A 20,278-nucleotide genomic window follows, 5' to 3' on the forward strand; every position below is an offset into this window, starting at 1 on the left:
ACTAAAACTATCTCAATCTTAGAGCGGGTTTTAGTAGACACAAACAGAAGACTTATGAACACGATTCTCTGTGCTTCCCTAAATCCTCTTCATCCTTCATCTTCATCCGATTCATCATCCTCACTCCAATACTGTTGAGGTGCATTTCCGTGAACTTCTAAAATTTTTGGTTTTTTGATTTTGTTATCAGGTGGATTAATCGCTTCTAACTGCACATCAAATTTCCAGTTATCACCAAAATCATAAAGATAGGTCATTTTATTACCTGGTTCTAGAGACACATCACCAATCTGCACTTCGTCGGCAAATGGGGGTGTTTCCATATAAGCATGACCGATTTTTATGATGCGACCAAAATGGTCTTTATAACTAAACTCGTACAGGTGATCGTAATCAAAGTCAAAAGCATCAAGAATTGTCTCTGCTAGCCAGCTTAATGGTTTTTTGGCTGGTATGGCAATGCGTCGCCAAGCCTTAGAAAGGGATACTTTGAAAATATAAATCCCGTCAGTAAAGCCTTGCTTGGGAACAAGTAAATTATGCTCCCATTCTGGAAAAAAGGGTTGAAAATATGACTGTAATTTCCCAAAAGTTACATTTACATCATCCTGTAATTCTCCTCGTATACCCAATGGAAAAAGGAATTGCAACATAGCATCACCAAATGGCAAGCATTGTAAACTAGTAATGCGCCATCCTTTGCCTTCTTTTGGCTTTCCATGTTTAATAGATAAAAATCCAAATAACTCTAATAGGGCAACATTATGCAGACCGGGGTAATAACTAATATCGTGTTGGTGTTCATATTTAGGGAATTTTAAACCTTTATCTGGGACACGGGGCCAAAGTTGAATACATCTAAATAAATTCCCCAATGAATCTTGATGTTCACCTAAGATTTCGTTATTTCCCCAAATCAACCAGGCTTCTAATAAATTGAAATAGCGTTCTGTTAAATTCAGGTTTGACCATGATTGCAAAGTTGCTGCGTCTAAAACTAAAATCTGCTTCTTCCCTTGGGATCTAATTTGGGCTATCCCAGAACTGCGTAATAGCAGATATAGTCCATTAATGTAAGGGTATGATTTCTGTACAGGGCGTTTGAGTTTAGTTTCAATTGGGTGACTTAACAGAGAATTCAATTCTGATAGTACTTTCAGTGGTAGAAGATTATTAACACTACTAACTTCCACTCCATTCGGTTGTAATAAATCTATCAGAGTTTGAAAATCACGCAAAATTGTACCGGGTTGATTTTCATCAATACTGAGTTCTTGCAAGAGTTGTTGTTGTGACTCTGTTAAGGAAGGTAGTTCAGGATTGAGTGTGCGTTCTAGTCGCGCAAATAAATCTTCCATAAATAAAAATTATAAATTCTCAATTCACAATTTAACCTTGTGTTCTTTATACGATGATTACCAAAATTATCCTAATAAACCCTGACCCTATAAGTGTCATAGTAGGTTTATCAAGACCGTAAGCTTAATGAGATGTGAATGATAATATTCTCATCTTCTAGTTGACAATCCCAGGAGTTTGATATGAATAGTAACACTCACCGTCTACAGATGATTTTAGCTGATACACCTATTAATACAGTATTACCTGCGATCGCTCAACTAAATCTACCTAACTGGTGGTTAGCCGGTGGTGCAGTCCGAAACACTGTTTGGTCTTCGATTTTTGGCAATGACTGTGGGTTAGGTATTAAAGATTTTGATATTGCATTCTTTGATATAGAAGGAAATCGTTCTCAAGAACTAGCAGCAAAGGCGACTCTCACAGAACAATTTCCTCATGACGAGTTTGATGTCAAAAATCAAGCCAGTTTTGCTCGTTGGCGGTTTGGTAGCAGACCTTACACTAGTACAGAAGATGCCATTACAGAGTGGCTGCACACTGCTACTGCTGTCGGAGTTCGACTAGATACACAAGACCAATGGCAATTTTTCACTCCTTACGGATTAGATGACCTGTTTGATGGAATTATTCGACCTACACCAGCACATACTCATAATATGGATGCCCACAATAAGGCATCTGGATTCTTGCAGAAGTGTCCTAATCTGCGTTTGGCGTAAAAGTTAGAGTAGCTTTTCCGTTACAAGGGAATAATCGCGTTTCAATTTATAACCCTTGAATACGGAATCACAATGTTAATAATTTTCTACCACTGGGAATAATTAAAGTAGAACCCCTTTTATGACAAGACGAGGGGTAGTACTAATTTTGTAAGTTTATAGGCAAAAATCAATGCCAAATCGTACTGGATACCCAATCAACTCAACTCTCCACGAAGGAATCCAAACAATTATTTATCAAACACAAATGCCAAAGACGCAACAGCGAGTTATCCTCAAGTTGCTTAAAAATGAATATCCTACCCTTGAAGCCTTTACTCGCCTGAAAAATGAGTATCAAATTCAGCAAGGTTTAGACCATCCCAACATAGTTAAAGCCATTAGTCTAGAAACCTTTGCTAACCGAGTGGGACTGTTATTAGAAGACTTTGGTGGTCAATCTTTAGCCCAAATTCTTCAGACAGAAAAACTTGACTTAATTAACCATTTAAATATTGCTATTCAACTGACTAAAGCTCTAGATTATTTACATAAACACCAGATTATTCATAAAGATATCAAGCCTAGCAACATAATTGTTAACTCCCAGACAGGTATTGTTAAACTCACTGACTTTGGTATAGCCTCCCGCCTCAATAAGGAAAATCCCCAATTTAATAACCCTAACTGCGTTGAAGGTACACTTGCCTACATGTCTCCTGAACAAACAGGGAGAATGAATCGTATTCTTGATTATCGTACTGACTTTTATTCTCTCGGTGTGACTTTATATGAAATGCTCACCGAGAAAACACCATTTTTTAGTCAAGACCCCTTAGAACTAGTTTATAGTCATATTGCTGTTCAACCGATAAATCCACAGTTATTAAATCCAACACTTCCTAACGCCATCTCAGAAATTGTGCTGAAGTTGATGGCGAAAAATGCTGAAGACAGATATCAAAGTTCTATAGGATTATTAGCAGACTTAGAGTTATGTCTTAACCAGTTAAAATCTCAGGGTATAATTACTGATTTTGTTCCAGGTCGTTTGGATGTCTTAAGCCAGTTATTAATTCCTCAAAAATTATATGGTCGTGAAAGCCAAGTTAATGAACTGCTAGCTGCATTTGAACGCGTTACATCTGGAACTAGTGAGATGATGCTAGTTTCTGGTTATTCAGGTATTGGTAAATCAGTTTTAGTTAACGAAGTTAATAAACCCATTACTCGCAGACAAGGTTACTTTATTTCTGGTAAATTCGACCAATTAAAACGAAATATACCTTATGCTTCTTTAATTCAAGCTTTTGCTTATTTAATGCGGTATTTACTGACAGAGAATAATGAAAAAATAGAAACCTGGCGTGAAAAAATATTATCAGCTTTAGGAACAAATGGTAAAGTCATTACTGACGTAATTCCAGAAGTAGAATTAATTATTGGTACACAGCCAGATGTTGCCCAAATTGGTGCAACAGAATCACAAAACCGATTCAATCGAGTTTTTAAAGAATTTATCCAAGTTTTTACCCAAAAAGAACATCCCTTAGTCATATTTTTAGATGATTTGCAATGGGCAGATTCAGCCACATTGAATTTAATCCAACTACTTATAACTGATAATGACAGCAAACATCTATTATTTATTGGTGCATATAGGGATAATGAAGTTAATGCAGCACATCCTTTAATTCAAAAAATAGAAGAGATTAAGAATGCTGGCACAGTTGTTAATAACATTGTGTTGCAAGCTTTGAATTTAGAGAATGTGACTCAACTAGTTGCAGAAACTTTACAAGAAGCAGATATTAACCCTGATTCTGAATACAGAACTTTTAGCGATAAGATTATCCAGCTAGCTGAATTAATTTCTAATAAAACAGGTGGAAATCCATTTTTTCTCACACAACTTATTCAAGCACTTCATCAAGAAGAACTTTTGAAATTTGACTTTATTCAGGCCCAATGGCAATGGAGTTTAAAGGATATTCAAACAATTGGAATTACCGACAAAAATGTAGTTGAGCTAGTTGCCAGTAGAGTTGAGAAGCTACCAAAATCTACCCAAGATGTTTTAAAATTAGCAGCTTGTGTGGGTGACAGATTTAGTCTTGATGTTTTATCGATAGTCAATGAAAAATCACCTTCCTTGACAGCCAATGATTTACACTCAGCTTTGCAAGCGGGATTAATTCTACCTTTAAGTGAAGCTTACCGTATTCCTTTAGTTTTTAATCAAGAAGAAGCGGTTAATTTAAATTTAGACACTTCACGAGTGGGTTACAAGTTCTTGCATGATAGAGTACAACAAGCAGCATATTCGCTGATTCCAGAAGAACTCAAGAAATCTACTCATTCAAAAATTGGACAATTGCTTCTACAAAATATCCCAAAGGAGGAAATAGAAGCTAATATTTTTGATATAGTTAATCAGTTGAATGTAGGTATTGTTAACCTAATAGAACAATCTGATAAAACTGAATTGGCACGATTAAACTTAATTGCAGGGCAAAAAGCTAAAGCTTCTACAGCTTATGAAGCTGCGCTTAAGTACTTCACAAATGGGATAGAACTTTTAAGTATAGACGCTTGGCAAACTGAATATACCTTAACTTTATGTTTATATGAAGGAGCCGCAGAAGCAGCCTATCTGGGCGGTAATTTTCAGCAGATGCAGCAATGGGCTGCGGTAGTGCAGCAAGAAGCCAAAATCCTTCTAGATAAAGTGAAAGTCTATGAAGTACAGATTATCGCTTCTATCATTCAAAGCCAACAACTAGAAGCCATTCAGATAGCAGTATCAATTCTAGAATTGTTAGGAATAAGTTTTCCAGATGAACCGACATCAACTGATATTCAGCAGGGGATGGATGATATTGCTGTTTGTTTGAAAGGGAAAGCCATTGCAGATTTAATTAACTTACCATTAATGTCTGATCCGAACAAGATTGCAGCCATGAAAATCTTAATGGGAGTTCTCCCTGCGGCTTTTCAAACGGCTCCTGTAATGATGCCAATTATTGTCTGTAAAATGGTCAATTTGTCCTTAAACTATGGCAATACGGCTGTATCCGGGTATGGTTATAGTCTTTATGGCTTACTTCTTTGTGGAGTTCAAGGAGAAATTAATTCTGGCTATGAATTTGGTAAATTAGCTTCTAGTTTGGTGTCACAATTTCATGCTGAAGAACTCAAAGCTAAGATTCTAACGGTTGTTAGCGCTCATGTTATGCACTGGAAAGAGCATGTTAGGGAGACATTAACATCATCAATGTCTGGATATGCTAGTGGTCTAGAAACCGGAGATTTAGAATATGCTGGCTATTGTGGTTACATTTATCCCTATCATTCCTTTTGGTTGGGCAAGGAACTTTGGGTTTTAGAAAAGGAATTAATAGCTTACTGTGAATCGCTGAAAAAAATCAATCAGCAAGTAGCTTTAACTTGGAATTTAGTATATTTACAAACAGTTTTAAATTTGAAAGGAAATTACGAAAATGTAGACTGTTTAATTGGAGAAGCTTACGACGAGCAAAGTATGCTGCCAATTCATCAGCAAGTAAATGATCTTTACACAATTAATCATTTATTTGTCAATAAACTAATGCTCTCTTACATATTTGGAGATTATTTTAAAGCTGTAGAAAATGCTGCGATCGCAGAAAAATCTTTAGGTGGTGTCACAGGGTTGTTTGTTGTTCCACTGTTCTATTTCTACGATTCTTTAGCACACTTGGCTATATATCATACTGCTAAAGAGTCACAGAGGCAAGCTATTCTAGAAAAAGTCCAAGCTAATCAGCAAAAAATGGAACTCTGGGCTACTCATGCTCCGACAAATCACTTACATAGATTTTATCTCGTGGAGGCAGAACGGTGTCGGATTTTGGGTCAAAAGCTGGAAGCAATGGACTACTATGAAAATTCTATTGCCAAATCTCAAGAGAATGGTTTTCTCCAAGAAGAAGCTTTAGCTTATGAGTTAGCAGGAAAATTTTATCAATCTCTAGGTAAAGAGTTAATTCATCAAACCTATATAACTAAAGCTTATTATGCTTGTATTCGTTGGGGTGCGATCGCTAAAGTTAAATACTTGGAATCAAAATATACTTTTCTAGTAGGACAAACTACTACTGTAGAAACTACTACTTCCAAAATAGATACAATTCACCTCACCACTACCACAACTACGAATAGTAGTAGCTTAAGCGATTTTTTAGACTTTAATACATTCATCAAGTTTTCGCAAGCGATTACCAATGAAATTGTTTTAGAGAATTTGTTGAGCAAGCTCATCAAGATTTTACTAGAAAATGCTGCCGCACAAAAAGCAGTACTACTCCTACTCAAAGATAATCAACTATATATCGAAGCTTCTGGAAATGCTACCGTCAATGTAGTGACAGTTTTACCCTCTATTACGGTTGAAACTTATCAGGATTTACCGCTCTCTGTGATTAATTACGTTTTTCGCACTCAGCAATATCTTGTGTTGAATGATGCAATAACTACAGAACCGTTTAACCTTGATATTTATATTCAGGAATCTAAAATAAAATCAATCTTTTGCTTGCCGATAATTTACCAATCACAGCTTACAGGAATTATTTATTTAGAAAATCAGTTGTCATCAGGAGCTTTTGTTACAGAAAGAATAGAGGTATTAAAAGTCTTGGTTTCTCAAATGGCTATTGCCATACAAAATGCCAGTTTGTACACAAGAGAACAAGACAAATCTAGAGAATTAGAACAGTCAATCAAAGATTTACAAGAGGCACAACTACAACTTATTCAAAGTGAAAAAATGTCTTCTTTAGGAAATTTGGTTGCAGGTGTAGCACATGAAATCAACAATCCAGTTGGTTTTATTACAGGTAGTATCGCCCAAGCAAAAGATACTGTTAATGATTTGATAGGCTATCTGCAACTATACCGAGAAAAATTCCCGAATCCTGGTGCTGAAATTGAAGAAAAAGCCGAAGAAATAGATATAGATTTTCTACTAAAAGATTTACCCAAAATGATTGATGGTATGACGGTAGGAACACAGCGCATTCGCAACATTAGTACTTCTCTTCGTACTTTTTCACGCGCTGATACTACCTCTAAAGTATTAGCTAATATCCACGAAGGTATTGATAGTACTTTGTTGATTTTACAGCATCGTTTGAAAGCCGATCATAACCGTCCAGCGATTCAAGTCATTAAGGAGTATGGAAATATTCCATTAGTGAAATGTTATTTAGGACAATTGAATCAGGTGTTTATGAATATTATTGCAAATGCAATTGATGCTTTAGAAGAAGCAAATATTGGTCGTAGTTTTATGGAAGTTCAAGAAAGCTATCCAAATATTATTACTATCTTAACTAAGATAGAAGAGAATAACAATCTGACAATTAAGATTCAAGATAACGCTAAAGGAATGTCAGAAGAAGTTAAAGCTTGTATCTTTGAAAATCTATTTACAACCAAATGCGTAGGAAAAGGTACAGGATTAGGATTATCTATTAGTCGCCAAATTATAATAGAAAATCATAGTGGAAGTTTGATTTGTGAATCAGTCTTGGGACAAGGAACAGAATTTATAATTTCTATTCCAGTTTTGGGATAATAATATCTCATGATAGAGATAGATTAGCAAAGCTATAGCAACCGATACTCGAATTATTTGATAATTCGGGTATTTTGTTTGTCAGGAATAATTCATTACATTCTCTTTTTCAAGCTTGTTAAAGTAAAGGTTATTTTGCTGTTAAAAACTATGCAACTGGTAAAATAATTACTTAACCAAATCAACATAAAACTGGTCTAATTTAGCACTTAAAACTTTACGTATTGCCTGCTATCATAATAACTAATTGTATACATCAAATCTTGTACTATCTTTCTCATTTACTAACTGATATAAAAATAAACTCTAACTAAATATGCAAGAATTTTAGTCTAGTTTTTATCAGCCCATATCAGCCGTAAATTAAGTTTGCAGGAAGTTACAAGATGCGAAAATCGTAAAAATTAAGGTGGTTATCCTGTGGAAAAAAGAAGAGAAGGTGGGCGGATAGTTCCAAAGGCTATCTCGTTTTTGTTAAATCAGATTAGCTTGATTGTGCTTGCAGTTATTCTTGTGCTGTTTATTGGAGGTAGGTTTGAATTAGCAAGTGCAACTCAACCTAACGCAGAATTAGAAATTCAAAAACTAACATCCTGTTACGCACTGGGAACTGATGCCATTGGTAGAGGAAATCTCCTTGAGGGAAAAAATATTTATCGAGATTGTTTTACTCAAGATTCAGTCCTGACTGCCATTTTTCCTGATGGAACAACTCAAACAAACTATGGGACAGATTCTTGGGCAGATTTTGTCTATTCAGTATTTCAAGGGAATGGTTATACAGCTACCCAACATTTGATGGGTACGATCAACATTTCACTTGAGAATAATAAAGCAGTGATGACTTCTTATCTCCATGCGACTCACAAGCGCTCGGAAACTAGCATTGATGTCGCTAATGGCACTTATGAAGATCAAGTTGTCAACATAAATGGGCGCTGGAAAATTCGTAAACGTACTCTCAAACTTATCGATTTCTTGAATCTCAGTTCACCGACAGTTGATTCTTCAAATGCTAATGCCCGAAGCAGTAATTCCTCCGCTAACTTTGTAAGACCAAAAATGTCTGGTTTCAATAAATAATCTTTCACAGCGATAAGGCAAAAATAAAAAGTAAAAAGTAGAGAGTACTTTTTACTTTTTATTCTGTTTAATGTATGAGTAAAGAAGTTCGCGTAGGCGTAGCTCGTCGTAGACATCGCTCCGAGGATTTACAATTAAACATGGACTATTACCACCACTTCCATTACTTACAATAACGACAGTAATACCAGCTTTTGGGCAAACTCCTAAACAACTGGTGCTAACTACCCGAAATTCACCCCATAATCCCTCAATTTTTAAACGAGATTTTAACCAATTCTCTAAGTTTTCAGAAGCCGTTGAGCCTGATTGCTCGTTTGCACATTGCGAACACACAAGCACCAAACCAGACTCCCATCGTGGAGGAACACTGGGAATAGAAGTTTCTAACGGGCGAGAATTTATTAAAGGCGATGTCTGCTGAGAAGTAGATGCAAAACTTTTAAAGATACGTTGAAGCAATCTTTTAATACGCTTGATCAATTTTTTCATGGACGATCCTATTTGTTTCTCTGAACAACTTAAAAAGACCTCTCCCTGGTTTTACTATGTAAAACCGTCCCTCTCCGAAGCGGAGAGGGATAGAGTTGAACTTTAATAGAGGTTTGTTGAAGAGGATAGTGGAAAATTGCCGTTTAGTCTGTTCTAGTAGATCATTTAGTTCCAACAAGAATCAGCGTTTCTGAGCAATTTGCTGCAAGTATGCAATTAGCTGTTCTCCGGCGGTGTCAATGTGTCGTTTTAACAACCTGACAGCAGATTTTGTATCTTGCTTTTGACAAGCATCTAAGAGTTGATAGTGTTCTTTTTGCGATCGCTCTTGGTAATCCATCTGCGCTAATTGTACGCGAACATAGCGATCGCAATTAACGTGTAAAGTTTTAATCATCCCCAACAACCTGGGACGTTCAGCAGTGGCGTACAGCGTCGCATGGAATTCCCAGTTAAGTTTTGCCAACATACCTGCATCAGTTGCTTGGTCTGTCGCTTCCAAAATCACAGCAGCTTTTTCTATATCTGTTTCCTTGAACTTGGGTATTGCCAATTGCATCGCTTTCACTTCTAAGGCGCTGCGAATTTCACAAATTTCTTGCGCCTCTTGTGCTGTCAACACTGATACGATCGCACCACGATTTAGATGCAGTGTCACCAATCCTTCTGCTTCTAGCTGCTTGAGCGCTTCACGCACGGGAATACGACTAACTCCAAACTGAGTGGCGATTTCATCCTGTCTCAGGGATTGTCCTTCTTGAAAAATGCCGCGCAGAATCGCTTCCCGCAAAGCATCGGCAATTAAATCTGGGGTACTGCGTTGTTGCAGCACATTGGCTGCTAAGTCATTTAAGTTCATATTGGATATTGTATACAAAATAGAAAAGATTGTATACAATATCCAAAGTAAGTTTTTTAAACATCCCTTCAATACCACGGGAGACAATTATGAGCATCGCATCTCAACCAGACCGAGTTATCATCTTCGACACCACGCTACGGGATGGCGAACAGTCACCGGGCGCAACCCTCAATGTAGAAGAAAAGCTGGCGATCGCTCATCAACTAGCTCTCCTTGGTGTCGATGTGATTGAAGCAGGTTTTGCCGTTGCTAGTCCGGGAGATTTTCAAGCTGTCAAAACCATTGCTGAACAAGTTGGAATACCTGGTGGGCCAATCATTTGCAGTTTAGCTAGAGCGATTCGCCAGGATATTCACGCCGCCGCCGAAGCCTTGAAGGGCGCAGATCGTCCGAGAATCCACACGATGATTTCTACCTCTGATATTCACCTGAAATATCAATTGAAAAAGTCTCGTAGCGAAGTATTAGCGATCGCATCAGAAATGATTGCCTATGCTAAGTCGTTTGTAGACGATGTAGAATTTTCACCAATGGATGCTAGCCGCACTGAGCCAGAGTTTCTATATCAAGTTTTGGAGATGGCGATCGCAGCAGGTGCAACTACAATCAATATTCCTGATACCGTTGGTTACTGCACACCCAAAGAAATCGGAACTCTAATTCAGGGAATTCGGGAAAATGTTCCTAATATTGATGGGGTGATTTTATCCATTCACACTCAAAATGATTTGGGTTTGGCGACAGCTAACGCATTGGCAGCAATTGAATATGGTGTGCGTCAGGTGGAGTGTACCATTAATGGCATTGGGGAACGGGCTGGGAATGCAGCATTGGAAGAGATTGTGATGGCGTTGCAGGTTCGCAAACCATTTTTCAACCCTTACTTTGGTCGTCCGGTTGATGCCGATACACCCCTGACTAATATTAAGACTCAGGAGATTTATAAAACCTCATCCTTGGTTTCCCAATTAACTGGAATGCTGATTCAGCCCAATAAAGCGATCGTGGGAGCAAACGCTTTCGCCCATGAGTCTGGTATTCACCAAGATGGGATTATCAAGCACCGCGAAACTTATGAAATTATGGAAGCTGCTGCGATCGGTTTGCCAGAAAATCGCATTGTTTTGGGCAAGCACTCTGGACGAAATGCTTTCCGTACCAGGCTCAAAGAATTGGGTTTTGAATTGAACGAAGCGGATTTGAATAAAGCCTTCAATCGGTTCAAGGAAGTCGCTGATAAGAAAAAAGAAGTCTCAGATTGGGATTTAGAAGCGATCGTTCGAGATGAAACGCAGATGCAAGTAGAAAGTGGCTTCCAAATCGAACACGTTCAGGTAATTTGTGGTGACTGCACTTGCCCAACTGCAACTATTACAATTGTTACCCCCGATGGCAAAATCCTCACTGATGCGAGTGTCGGCACTGGACCAGTGGATGCGGTGTATCAAGTAATTAATCGATTGGTGCAGATTCCCAATCAACTAATTGAGTTTTCTGTCCAATCTGTGACTGGAGGAATTGATGCACTAGGAACTGTGACAGTTCGCTTGAAGCATCAAGAGCGGATATTCTCTGGGCAAGCATCTGATACTGATATTGTGGTAGCCGCAGCTTACGCTCATATAAACGCTCTGAATCGCTTGTATCGTTATTTGCAAACAGAGAGATCCCATTTTGATGAGATGAACTCTCCTGTTGTATCTAGGTAGATCATAAAATTTACGCAAAACTGTACGCTGTAGGGGCAATTAATGAAATTGACCCTATAGCGTGTTTCTACACACATAAAATTCTTTCTTGGCGAAAAAACTTGACATCAAAGCGCTTTGGTAGTAAATTTGTACTATTAAAGCACTTAATTGTTGCATAAAACTTTAACACTCCCGATTGCGCCAACAGGAGAGCAAAATTAATGAGGCTATCTAAGGTAGACTTGAGCGGTTTAGTAGCGATCGCTCACTCTGATGGATATTTGCAGTTGTTGCTAGATCGAGGTGACGAACTAGAGTTTTTGGAAATTCCGGCACCGATACAAGCTTATGAAGGATTGCAAGAACTAAACGAGGCAATCGCCCATACGCCTGCACTACCTTTTGAAGAAGAACCAATAGCTATGTTACCAGTTAGCTCATCAATGGCGATCGCTTTAGGATACGATCGCGACGAACAAATTTTGCAAGTTGAGTTTCAAAGTGGATCTGTTTATCAGTACTTAGGCGTAGACGAGGATACCTGGGAAGATTTACACGCCTCTGATTCAGTTGGCAGCTTTTTCAATCAAGAGATTAAAGGCAGATATGACTGCGATCGTCTAGATAATGCAGATTATAACTATTGACTAATAACTGCGTGTAGGGTTTTCAATTGGTACGTGATCGAATGTAAAAAATTCTTGTTGTCACCCAAAGCATAAACAAGAGCAACAAGATCATACACCAGTGGTATTTTCTTCAGAGACAATAGAGAAAGCCCACATAATCAAACGCAGTTATGACGACTACACTTATTTCTGCTGTTAAACCAAAAGCCGAAGATAGTTTTGCCATTAGCTTTGCACCATTGTCTCTTGAAGAAATCTATGCCAAGTCTGACGATCCAGCCAACGGTGCTGTGGTTCTGATGAGTGGCGTAGTTCGCAATCAAACTGATGGTAAACCTGTAATTGCTCTAGAGTATCAAGCCTACGAACCTATGGCATTGCGGATATTTTATCAAATTGCTGCTGATATTCGCTTATCTACGTCTGATGTAAATCGGGTAGTGATTCATCATCGCACCGGACGTTTGCAAGTTGGAGAAATTAGCGTTTTAGTAGCAGTGGGTTGTCCTCATCGGAGTGAGGCATTTGAAGCTTGCCAGTATGCTATTGATACCCTCAAACACAATGCACCTATATGGAAGAAAGAACATTGGGAAGATGGTTCTAGTCGCTGGGTAAGTATCGGTGCTTGCGAACAGTTAGCAGAAAATTGTTCTTAGAGCAATCCTATGTAAGGCTGCGCTTTATTCACGTAGGGGCAATTCATGAATTGCCCCTACAGTCTATAGTTTGACTCAGTATTTATATTCGCAAAACAACAATTTTTGTTGCATTTGTTTACAAAAACGACATTCCTCTATTGAGGTTTGTAAATAATTTGTATTTCCCCAAGGAATATTCCTTTAGACTGATCTTTAACTGAAAAATGTGGGAATAAACACAAATGCATTCGTTAAATATATTTTGTCACGAATTTGTAGTTGCTGTTTCCTTTGTAGCTTGCATTGTTGGACTGGTGTTACTGTGGGACAGTAAGCAACAAAAAAGTGACGTGGAAGAAACAGAAGTGATTCTGTTTAGAATGAGCTTTACTTATTGGCTAGTTTACTGTGTAGCTTTTGGCATAGAGAAAATGATTTTACCCGAATGGGGATCTGTAGTTATGACTTTGAAAATAACTACCGCTCTGTCATATTTCTTAACTTTTTCGTGTATTGTTAGTCTGCCACTACACAAATTTGCAGTCCACCGTGTTGAAGAATAGACATTGGGCGTGTGGAACGATCAAGATTTCATTGCGATCGCTAATGCCGTTTCCAGTTCTGACTGCTCCAAAGGGGTTAAAATAAACACTTCTTGTACCGTCTTCCCCTGCCGTGCAATTACTTTATAGCCGCCGCGAATAGGTACTGAGATACGCAGTTGCATTTTTGGACAATGACCTCTTGCCCGCCCAATCACTCCCGGCGTTACCGTTTGGATGCCATCCTGCTGACAAAGACGTTCTAAAATTGGGATCAGACCAGAAAGGTGTGTCGAGTGATTCCAAACCAGTCTGGCAGCTTTTTGTGAAGCCGCCCGGAGTGAATCTGCGGTGGGTTTGCCCATAATAATTAAGCTGCTTCTAGAGGTGCCATTGTCAAACCTGCTCGGCGCAGCTGCTGGTGATAAAGTTCCGCAGGTTCTTGAGGGCCGACCCAAACGATCGCTTGACCTTCATAGTGTACCTGATTAGTCAGATCCCACGCGCGATCGCCACTCATTCCCGGAATATATTTCATCAAACATTCAGCCACATGTTGGAATGTATTAAAATCATCATTTAATACAATCACTTTGTAATTCGGATAAGTCTTACGGGTAACTTGACTAGACCGTTCAGGAGTTATAGTTGGTGCTGTGGTCATCCCGTAAACATCTGCTGAAAGGTTCGTAACCATATAACAATTGGTCAATAAGATTTTACAAAACTACAAGTAACTAGTTTAGTCCATTGTCATTGGTCATTTGTTTTAACAAATGACCAATGACAAATGACCAATGACTATCTACCGCCAATTATCCCAGTTTTCATTAAAAATGGATGTATCAGGGAAAGCGGTGGGGTTGCCATTTTGTTGCAAAAGCCGTTTGAGTGCTTCGAGTTGTGGCTCTTGTTTGGGTAAATTATCGACTAGTTGGTAGGGTGCGATCGCATTTTTGATGGCAAAACTAGCAACAGTTCCCGCAGCTGCGCCAGACGACCATTCAAAGGAATGAACTCGATAGGCAGCAGCAGCAATATGACTAGTAGCAATGCTTTTGCCTCCTACTAGTAAATTATCAATTTTCTGAGGAATCATAGCTCTGAGAGCAATTTGGAAGGGATAAGCTTGGCCTGCACCACGCCTTTCACCTGGACGTTCTGTATTACCAGGGGCTTCTGGGGGACTATTTGCCATACAAGGATGGAAATCTATAGCATAGTGACCAATACCCACAGCATCGGGGAAGATGGTAGAACGAGTCCGTCGCATTGCTTTGTCTGGTGGGACTTTACCATCAATTACTGATATTGCTTCCAAACCTGCAACTGCTGCTCTTAGCCTCCGATACATATCTTCTGGCAGAGTCTTGGAGTAATACTGATCATTGTAATCTCGGCGAGAAATATCAATTTCCCAAATACCAAAGCCACCAGGTTGTCCCCAACTGGGGCGGCCAATGATGCGCCGTCCTTCGCGCATATAGGGATATTTTGATAAGCCATGCACTGTTCCCATCGGGGAATTTAACCCAGAAACAAAGCGGTTATTGGTTTGCTGCTGCTTTACACCTTCCCCTAGTTGGGAATCTGTAGTCCCAGCTACTAACCAGTAATAGAATGAGAGGGCATTTTCCTCAGCTTTGCGGAGGGCTTCTGTCCGCAGTCCTCCCATCCAGCCTCCTGGTTGTAACTGCCCAGTTCCTTGTAACTGTTGGCGACTGTAAACTAGGTTATCCTTGGCTGTTCCGGGGCGGTAGTCGTTACCCCAAGTCCAGTTTTGCATAGATATATCCCCTGGTGTCGCAGCAGTAAAACTTACACCTCCAAATTTTGCTGGTTTCCCTTTGTTTGGACTCCAAATGCGACGATAAGTGAAAACTAAATCAAAGTTAGCCAGTCGGGTTAATTCATAGCTAAAATATGGCGCATATTGTAAATAGAATGGGGGCATTGCCTGGGGTTGCGGTTCCTTAGTTGCCTCCATTGCAAAGGTGTAGGTAAATCCTTGAGGGCAATAAGGATCGTTATTGGTGCTAGAAGAAGAGGGTTCTAGGTAAGAACGGGCATCAATGCCTAATCGATAGGGAACATCAGCAAGGGCAATAATTTCTCCAGTTTCGCTGGCATCTACGACGTACCACTTCGGAGCATCCCCTTTCACTTCCTTGGGGAGAAAACGGAGAATAGTTTTAGTAAATCGAGATGAGTTTTCGTAACTATAAGAATCTTCAATACTTTGAGATAAAGTAAAGGTATTGAGAGGTGGTGCGCCTTTTGGTGGTTGATGTTGGATAGCGATCGCACTATTAATTATTTTGCCATCAGCAGCAATTTCCAAATCCTTAATTACCGTGTTGGGAAACCATTGCAACTTCCCTTTGCCCTGCTTTTCGGCATCTTTGAGCATATCGACCAAAATGGCGTGAGCATCGCGGGGAAGAAAGCAGGAGTCACTTACCCAACAGTCACCGGGGTTAAGTTTACCGTATTTGCGCCCAATGCGGTTTCGCAATTCTAGGTAGCCGCGAGAATAGAATTTGAGAGCCCGTTGGGTTGGGCGTTCGTCTAACGCAGATGTCCCTTGAGAAGAAATTTGTCCTCCCAACCAGTCAGTAATTTCCGTCAGACAAACCGTTCGTCCTGCTAGCAAACCTTCGTAAGCTGTGGCGACACCAGATAGTCCACCACCCACAACTAAAATCTCGCAGTTCACACTTTTATCTGGGGTTCTTGGTAGTGTAGCGATCGCCTTTGACGTTGGTGCTGCGATCGCGGAATCAAATACAACTAAGCTAGATATGAAATTGAGACCGATCAGCGATATTAAGCTATAAGCTACTTTGTGTCTGTGCTTCATGGTTAAAAAACCGCTCCAAATCCTGTGTCACCTTGTAGAAGGTAGCATCCGAGAAATGATCATCACAAGTTTATAAGAGTAAATATATTTAAATATAAGTTTTATACCTAAAATACTCAGTATGTCGGCTCAATGTACCTTGAAGTTATTAAAACTCAGTTAACAGTGCTGATTGCTGAGTACTTTTTTCCTCATCTATGACATAACGACAGACACAACTATAGGACTCATATTTTAATTCTGAAAACATTCAGTACAACTCACAGAGGCTCCTTAACTGTTGCCTCTTGCCTCCTACGCAAATAATTATGGCTACGCTACGCTGTGCGAACAGAAATCAAAGTGGATTGCTATATTACCTGGAAAATGTTCGCAAAACATTATCTGCTCTGCCAACGCACAAAATTCTTAAATGAGTAACTAATAATGTTTAGCTGAAACTGTGCTGATTTGATCTCTTTTTCTAAAATTAAAAACTGCTCTTGTCTACTTTCAGCAAGAGCAGTTTTTAATTGCAAAGCCCAAAACAAGAATTTAGGCATCTTCAAGTTCAAATTGAGCTACCGTAACAGCATTAAAAGCGAATGCCAAAACTAAGGGCATCGGCGACTGAAACCAAAAGGTAAAGAGAACAGCTATGATTGTGCCAATCACTGCGGACATCGACCACAATCTTTCTTCAAAGGTCAATCCTTTCTCAGCTTTAATGCCTCTAAGAACATTAACTGGGATTGGTTCTGGCATTACCCCACCCGGAGGGAAAGCCCAGAAGTTGTTACGTCGCTCAACAAATAAATCTGTCCAGCCATTTTCTTGGCACCATGCCTCAATCCATTGAAGTGAGTAATGATTCATCATCGGGTTTGGGAGTTCGGTTTGTGGAAGTTGTGTACTCGGTGAATGTAAACTCTTAGAGATTCCTGAAGAACTAACTAATCGCTATAAAATTAACGCTAATTATCCAATTTTTAAGCTTTGTTAAGCACTGGGAACGCTTATAATTGCGCTCAAACCTTGCTTTCACTAATTAAAAGATTAGCAGTTGATGCCGGTTGTTTAATTTAAAAGACAATAAACTTTACTTGGAAAGTTGTAAGTCAAGAATTGTAAATAAGTCGGTGAGTATTACTGCTTAATAAAACCCTTTATATCCTGAAATTAAAATCTAAAAATGAATAATTGTGAACAAATCAACAAGTATTAGGCATCGTCTGTTGTAGATATTGTTTTATCCAGCAAAAATATTCCTTTAGAGTTAGAGATTTCAAATTCTCTCATCATTAAGAGTGATATTATGCTCACCTTCTATGTTTTGCTAAAGCTTGCTTGATGTGACAAGTAATTTATACTCAATTATTGCGATCGCTATTTAGTAATTATCATCCTGCTTTAGTGCGATCGCTCATAGATTGCCTTTCTCTACCCAAAGTCGGAGGCATAATTTTGCTCAAGGTGAGAAGCTTATGCCCTTTTTGCGTTACAAAATATTAAGGAAGGGAAATACACATCCCCCAAATCCAGTAGCAAGGCTGCGAGTCTCAATTAGAATTAGCCAGTCTTGCTAATATTCAAATGCGGTAAGCTTAAATGCAGCGATTAGACACCAAATTGACTCTCGATATGTTTTGGCGGCAAGGGTTGGCGTTCCTTCTTGGAATTATTATCTGGTGCGTGGCTGACCCCGCGCTGGCAGTAGACTGGACTCATCCACTGTCATTTAGCAATGCAGAGTTGTCAAGACGTGATTTTTCTGGTGACAGTTTGCAAGCTGCGGAGTTTTCTAACGCCAACATGGAACTGGCTAACTTTTCAAACGCTGATTTGCGGGGAGCAGTCATGAGTGCTTCGGTGATGACAAAAGCAAATCTCCACGGAGCAGATTTAACGAATGCAATGGTCGATCAGGTAAACTTGACTAAGGCCGATTTGAGTGATGCAATTTTCAAAGAAGCTCTTTTGCTCCGTGCCATCTTTAATGATGTGAATATAGACGGTGCAGATTTTACAGATGCAATTTTGGATAAAGCGCAAATTAAAGAACTGTGTACAAAAGCCAGTGGTGTGAATTCCAAAACAGGTGTGCAAACTCGTGAATCTCTAGGATGTCAATGAAACGTGTTGGTGTAATTGGTGGTGGGCAACTTGCCTGGATGATGGCGGATGCAGCACAGAAGCTAGGAGTAGAATTAGTAGTACAAACTCCAAGCGTTCACGACCCGGCCGTGTCAATCGCTCAGGAAACTCTCTTCGCGCCAGTTGATGACGCAAGTGCTACGCAAATATTAGCTCAAAAATGCGATGTCATCACCTTTGAAAATGAATTTGTTAACCTGCAAGCTTTATCTGTTTTAGCAGAGCAAGGTGTTTGTTTCCGTCCCAGCTTAAAAGCTTTAGCTCCACTTTTAGATAAATATCATCAGCGTTGCTACTTACGCGATTTGGGTTTACCAGTTCCTCGATTTTTCGCCCTTGACGAGGTAGAACATCTCGAATCAAAAATAGAATATCTAGGTTTTCCAGCAGTCCTCAAAGCCCGCCGCCACGGTTATGATGGTCAGGGTACTTTCATAATTCAGGATTTTGATACTTTAGAGCAAAAGCTAAGTTATGAAACTATAACAAAACCTTTAAATGAATCACTTTTCTTGTTAGAAGAATTTGTCCCTTTTGAAAGAGAACTAGCAATAATTGCAGCGCGTTCTGTGGAGGGAGAAATTGTAACTTATCCAGTAGTGGAAACCCAACAAGAACAACAAGTGTGTCGGCGGGTGATTGCGCCTGCTGATATTACACCCAATCAAGTAGCAGAAATTCAAGCGATCGCACATACTCTATTAAATAGTCTAGAAGTAGTAGGAATTTTTGGAATTGAGCTATTTCTCAGGCATGATGGCAAAGTGCTGGTAAATGAAATTGCGCCTCGTACCCACAATTCTGGGCATTTTTCTATTGACGCTTGTGAAACCTCTCAATTTGAACAGCATCTCAGGGCTGTTTGTGGTTTACCTTTAGGGAATCCAGCTTTGCAGTGCGCTGGTGCTGTGATGGTTAACCTGCTGGGGTATGAAAATTCTCACAGCGACTACCAAAGCCAGCGTCAACAATTAGCCGAGATTCCCCAGGCGCACGTTCACTGGTATGGGAAGACAGAATCACGTCCTGGGCGGAAGTTAGGGCATGTTACGGTTTTACTGGATAATCAAAATAGAGAATCGGCAAGTGCGATCGCCCACACCATAGAATCTATCTGGTATCCCAGGTAAATTGAGCAGAAACTTTCGATGTTGAACACACAAAATCTTTTGAAAAGCTATAATGAGTGAGTTGCACTACGACGTTGGTGACTGCCATCAAGTTTTTTGATCTATGCCTTTAATGACAAGGGAGTCAACTGTTCTCGTGGCAGTATACCGGGCATGTACCCGGAAACTTTAAACGAGGAATTTAGGTTCCCACCTGGATAAACCCAGGTCATAAACTTAGGTAAAACGGCGTCGCGGTGAACTTAAAATTATTAGCTCTCAAAATCAGTTAGAATTTGGGAGCTTTAATTATTTAAATGGTTATTAATTGTAGTAAAAACTAGACATCCTAAACTAACGTGATGTCAAGTTTAGTTAATTCCTAAACTTGAATAATTCCACTCTGATTGTAGAGATGTAGAACTGCTACTTGTCGAGACGTAGCAATGCTACGTCTCTACATTCATTTTTGGAGATGTATTTTTAATATTTGCTACCAGGTTGTTAAATACAATAGGTTATCGATTCCTTTCCCATTATGAAATTAATTCCTTCTGCT

16 protein-coding genes and 1 other RNA gene are annotated in these 20,278 nt (G+C 39.3%); 10 read left to right on the top strand and 7 right to left on the bottom strand.

All coding sequences use genetic code 11. The features are described from left to right. Positions 1 to 89: 89 nt before the first annotated feature. Positions 90 to 1,358, bottom strand: a complete 1,269-nt coding sequence (locus GJB62_RS19830) for a plasmid pRiA4b ORF-3 family protein (protein WP_114081833.1) — start codon at positions 1,356 to 1,358, stop codon at positions 90 to 92. 183 nt (positions 1,359 to 1,541) lie between these two features. On the opposite strand from GJB62_RS19830, the gene GJB62_RS19835 reads away from it, so the two are divergent. The 3 genes from GJB62_RS19835 to GJB62_RS19845 all read left to right on the top strand — a co-directional run bounded on the left by GJB62_RS19835 (position 1,542) and on the right by GJB62_RS19845 (position 8,760). Further along, positions 1,542 to 2,081: a nucleotidyltransferase family protein gene (locus GJB62_RS19835; RefSeq protein WP_114081834.1), complete on the top strand. Its 540-nt coding sequence runs from the start codon at positions 1,542 to 1,544 to the stop codon at positions 2,079 to 2,081. Between the two features lie 172 nt (positions 2,082 to 2,253). Further along, complete coding sequence (locus GJB62_RS19840) at positions 2,254 to 7,677, top strand: AAA family ATPase (protein WP_114081835.1); 5,424 nt, start codon at positions 2,254 to 2,256, stop codon at positions 7,675 to 7,677. Positions 7,678 to 8,097: 420 nt separating this feature from the next. Continuing rightward, positions 8,098 to 8,760 carry a nuclear transport factor 2 family protein gene (locus GJB62_RS19845; protein WP_114081836.1) on the top strand — a complete coding sequence of 221 codons (663 nt, stop codon included), beginning with the start codon at positions 8,098 to 8,100 and terminating at the stop codon, positions 8,758 to 8,760. A 51-nt stretch (positions 8,761 to 8,811) separates the two neighbouring features. Here GJB62_RS19845 and GJB62_RS19850 read toward each other — a convergent pair whose 3' ends face one another. Both GJB62_RS19850 and GJB62_RS19855 read right to left on the bottom strand, forming a co-directional pair. Beyond that, a complete protein-coding gene (locus tag GJB62_RS19850) occupies positions 8,812 to 9,252 on the bottom strand; it encodes a (2Fe-2S) ferredoxin domain-containing protein (RefSeq protein WP_114081837.1) in 441 nt (146 codons plus the stop codon). A 181-nt stretch (positions 9,253 to 9,433) separates the two neighbouring features. Next, complete coding sequence (locus GJB62_RS19855; RefSeq protein ID WP_114081838.1) at positions 9,434 to 10,111, bottom strand: GntR family transcriptional regulator; 678 nt, start codon at positions 10,109 to 10,111, stop codon at positions 9,434 to 9,436. Positions 10,112 to 10,206: 95 nt separating this feature from the next. On the opposite strand from GJB62_RS19855, the gene GJB62_RS19860 reads away from it, so the two are divergent. The 4 genes from GJB62_RS19860 to GJB62_RS19875 all read left to right on the top strand — a co-directional run bounded on the left by GJB62_RS19860 (position 10,207) and on the right by GJB62_RS19875 (position 13,638). Further along, a complete protein-coding gene (locus GJB62_RS19860; RefSeq protein WP_209271502.1) occupies positions 10,207 to 11,823 on the top strand; it encodes a 2-isopropylmalate synthase in 1,617 nt (538 codons plus the stop codon). Between the two features lie 203 nt (positions 11,824 to 12,026). Further along, entirely contained in the window at positions 12,027 to 12,452 is a 426-nt protein-coding gene (locus GJB62_RS19865; protein ID WP_114081840.1) for a KTSC domain-containing protein, read from the top strand. A 152-nt stretch (positions 12,453 to 12,604) separates the two neighbouring features. Continuing rightward, positions 12,605 to 13,093, top strand: a complete 489-nt coding sequence (locus tag GJB62_RS19870; RefSeq protein ID WP_114081841.1) for a molybdenum cofactor biosynthesis protein MoaE — start codon at positions 12,605 to 12,607, stop codon at positions 13,091 to 13,093. Between the two features lie 224 nt (positions 13,094 to 13,317). Then, positions 13,318 to 13,638: a hypothetical protein gene (locus GJB62_RS19875; RefSeq protein WP_114081842.1), complete on the top strand. Its 321-nt coding sequence runs from the start codon at positions 13,318 to 13,320 to the stop codon at positions 13,636 to 13,638. Positions 13,639 to 13,658: 20 nt separating this feature from the next. Here GJB62_RS19875 and GJB62_RS19880 read toward each other — a convergent pair whose 3' ends face one another. The 4 genes from GJB62_RS19880 to GJB62_RS19895 form a co-directional block, all read right to left on the bottom strand. Continuing rightward, positions 13,659 to 13,982: a DUF2103 domain-containing protein gene (locus GJB62_RS19880; RefSeq protein ID WP_114081843.1), complete on the bottom strand. Its 324-nt coding sequence runs from the start codon at positions 13,980 to 13,982 to the stop codon at positions 13,659 to 13,661. Positions 13,983 to 13,987: 5 nt separating this feature from the next. Continuing rightward, entirely contained in the window at positions 13,988 to 14,314 is a 327-nt protein-coding gene (gene clpS, locus GJB62_RS19885) for an ATP-dependent Clp protease adapter ClpS (RefSeq protein WP_114081844.1), read from the bottom strand. Positions 14,315 to 14,422: 108 nt separating this feature from the next. Then, on the bottom strand, positions 14,423 to 16,477 hold the full coding sequence (locus GJB62_RS19890) for an FAD-dependent oxidoreductase (protein ID WP_114081845.1): 2,055 nt from the start codon (positions 16,475 to 16,477) through the stop codon (positions 14,423 to 14,425). A 534-nt stretch (positions 16,478 to 17,011) separates the two neighbouring features. Beyond that, positions 17,012 to 17,335, bottom strand: a complete 324-nt coding sequence (locus GJB62_RS19895; RefSeq protein ID WP_012410419.1) for a hypothetical protein — start codon at positions 17,333 to 17,335, stop codon at positions 17,012 to 17,014. A 762-nt stretch (positions 17,336 to 18,097) separates the two neighbouring features. Between GJB62_RS19895 and GJB62_RS19900 the strand changes: the two genes are divergently transcribed. The 3 genes from GJB62_RS19900 (at position 18,098) to ssrS (ending at position 19,984) form a co-directional block, all read left to right on the top strand. Beyond that, positions 18,098 to 18,589, top strand: coding sequence for a pentapeptide repeat-containing protein (locus tag GJB62_RS19900; protein WP_114082000.1), 492 nt, complete (start codon positions 18,098 to 18,100; stop codon positions 18,587 to 18,589). Then, complete coding sequence (locus GJB62_RS19905) at positions 18,586 to 19,740, top strand: 5-(carboxyamino)imidazole ribonucleotide synthase (RefSeq protein WP_114081846.1); 1,155 nt, start codon at positions 18,586 to 18,588, stop codon at positions 19,738 to 19,740. Before GJB62_RS19900 ends, GJB62_RS19905 begins: the two co-directional genes overlap by 4 nt. 60 nt (positions 19,741 to 19,800) lie before the next feature. Next, a non-coding RNA gene (gene ssrS, locus GJB62_RS19910) (6S RNA) lies at positions 19,801 to 19,984 on the top strand. The last annotated feature ends 294 nt before the right edge of the window (positions 19,985 to 20,278 follow it).

This window comes from Nostoc sp. ATCC 53789 (genome assembly GCF_009873495.1).
Taxonomy (GTDB): Bacteria; Cyanobacteriota; Cyanobacteriia; order Cyanobacteriales; family Nostocaceae; genus Nostoc; species Nostoc muscorum_A.

Coding starts and splice junctions, on each gene's coding strand:
- GJB62_RS19855 (WP_114081838.1), bottom strand. CDS start 10,111: ATGAACTTAAATGACTTAGCAGCCAATGTGCTGCAACAACGCAGTACC.
- GJB62_RS19875 (WP_114081842.1), top strand. CDS start 13,318: ATGCATTCGTTAAATATATTTTGTCACGAATTTGTAGTTGCTGTTTCC.
- clpS (WP_114081844.1), bottom strand. CDS start 14,314: ATGGTTACGAACCTTTCAGCAGATGTTTACGGGATGACCACAGCACCA.
- GJB62_RS19830 (WP_114081833.1), bottom strand. CDS start 1,358: ATGGAAGATTTATTTGCGCGACTAGAACGCACACTCAATCCTGAACTA.
- GJB62_RS19905 (WP_114081846.1), top strand. CDS start 18,586: ATGAAACGTGTTGGTGTAATTGGTGGTGGGCAACTTGCCTGGATGATG.
- GJB62_RS19890 (WP_114081845.1), bottom strand. CDS start 16,477: ATGAAGCACAGACACAAAGTAGCTTATAGCTTAATATCGCTGATCGGT.
- GJB62_RS19900 (WP_114082000.1), top strand. CDS start 18,098: ATGTTTTGGCGGCAAGGGTTGGCGTTCCTTCTTGGAATTATTATCTGG.
- GJB62_RS19880 (WP_114081843.1), bottom strand. CDS start 13,982: ATGGGCAAACCCACCGCAGATTCACTCCGGGCGGCTTCACAAAAAGCT.
- GJB62_RS19850 (WP_114081837.1), bottom strand. CDS start 9,252: ATGAAAAAATTGATCAAGCGTATTAAAAGATTGCTTCAACGTATCTTT.
- GJB62_RS19865 (WP_114081840.1), top strand. CDS start 12,027: ATGAGGCTATCTAAGGTAGACTTGAGCGGTTTAGTAGCGATCGCTCAC.
- GJB62_RS19835 (WP_114081834.1), top strand. CDS start 1,542: ATGAATAGTAACACTCACCGTCTACAGATGATTTTAGCTGATACACCT.
- GJB62_RS19870 (WP_114081841.1), top strand. CDS start 12,605: ATGACGACTACACTTATTTCTGCTGTTAAACCAAAAGCCGAAGATAGT.
- GJB62_RS19895 (WP_012410419.1), bottom strand. CDS start 17,335: ATGATGAATCATTACTCACTTCAATGGATTGAGGCATGGTGCCAAGAA.
- GJB62_RS19840 (WP_114081835.1), top strand. CDS start 2,254: ATGCCAAATCGTACTGGATACCCAATCAACTCAACTCTCCACGAAGGA.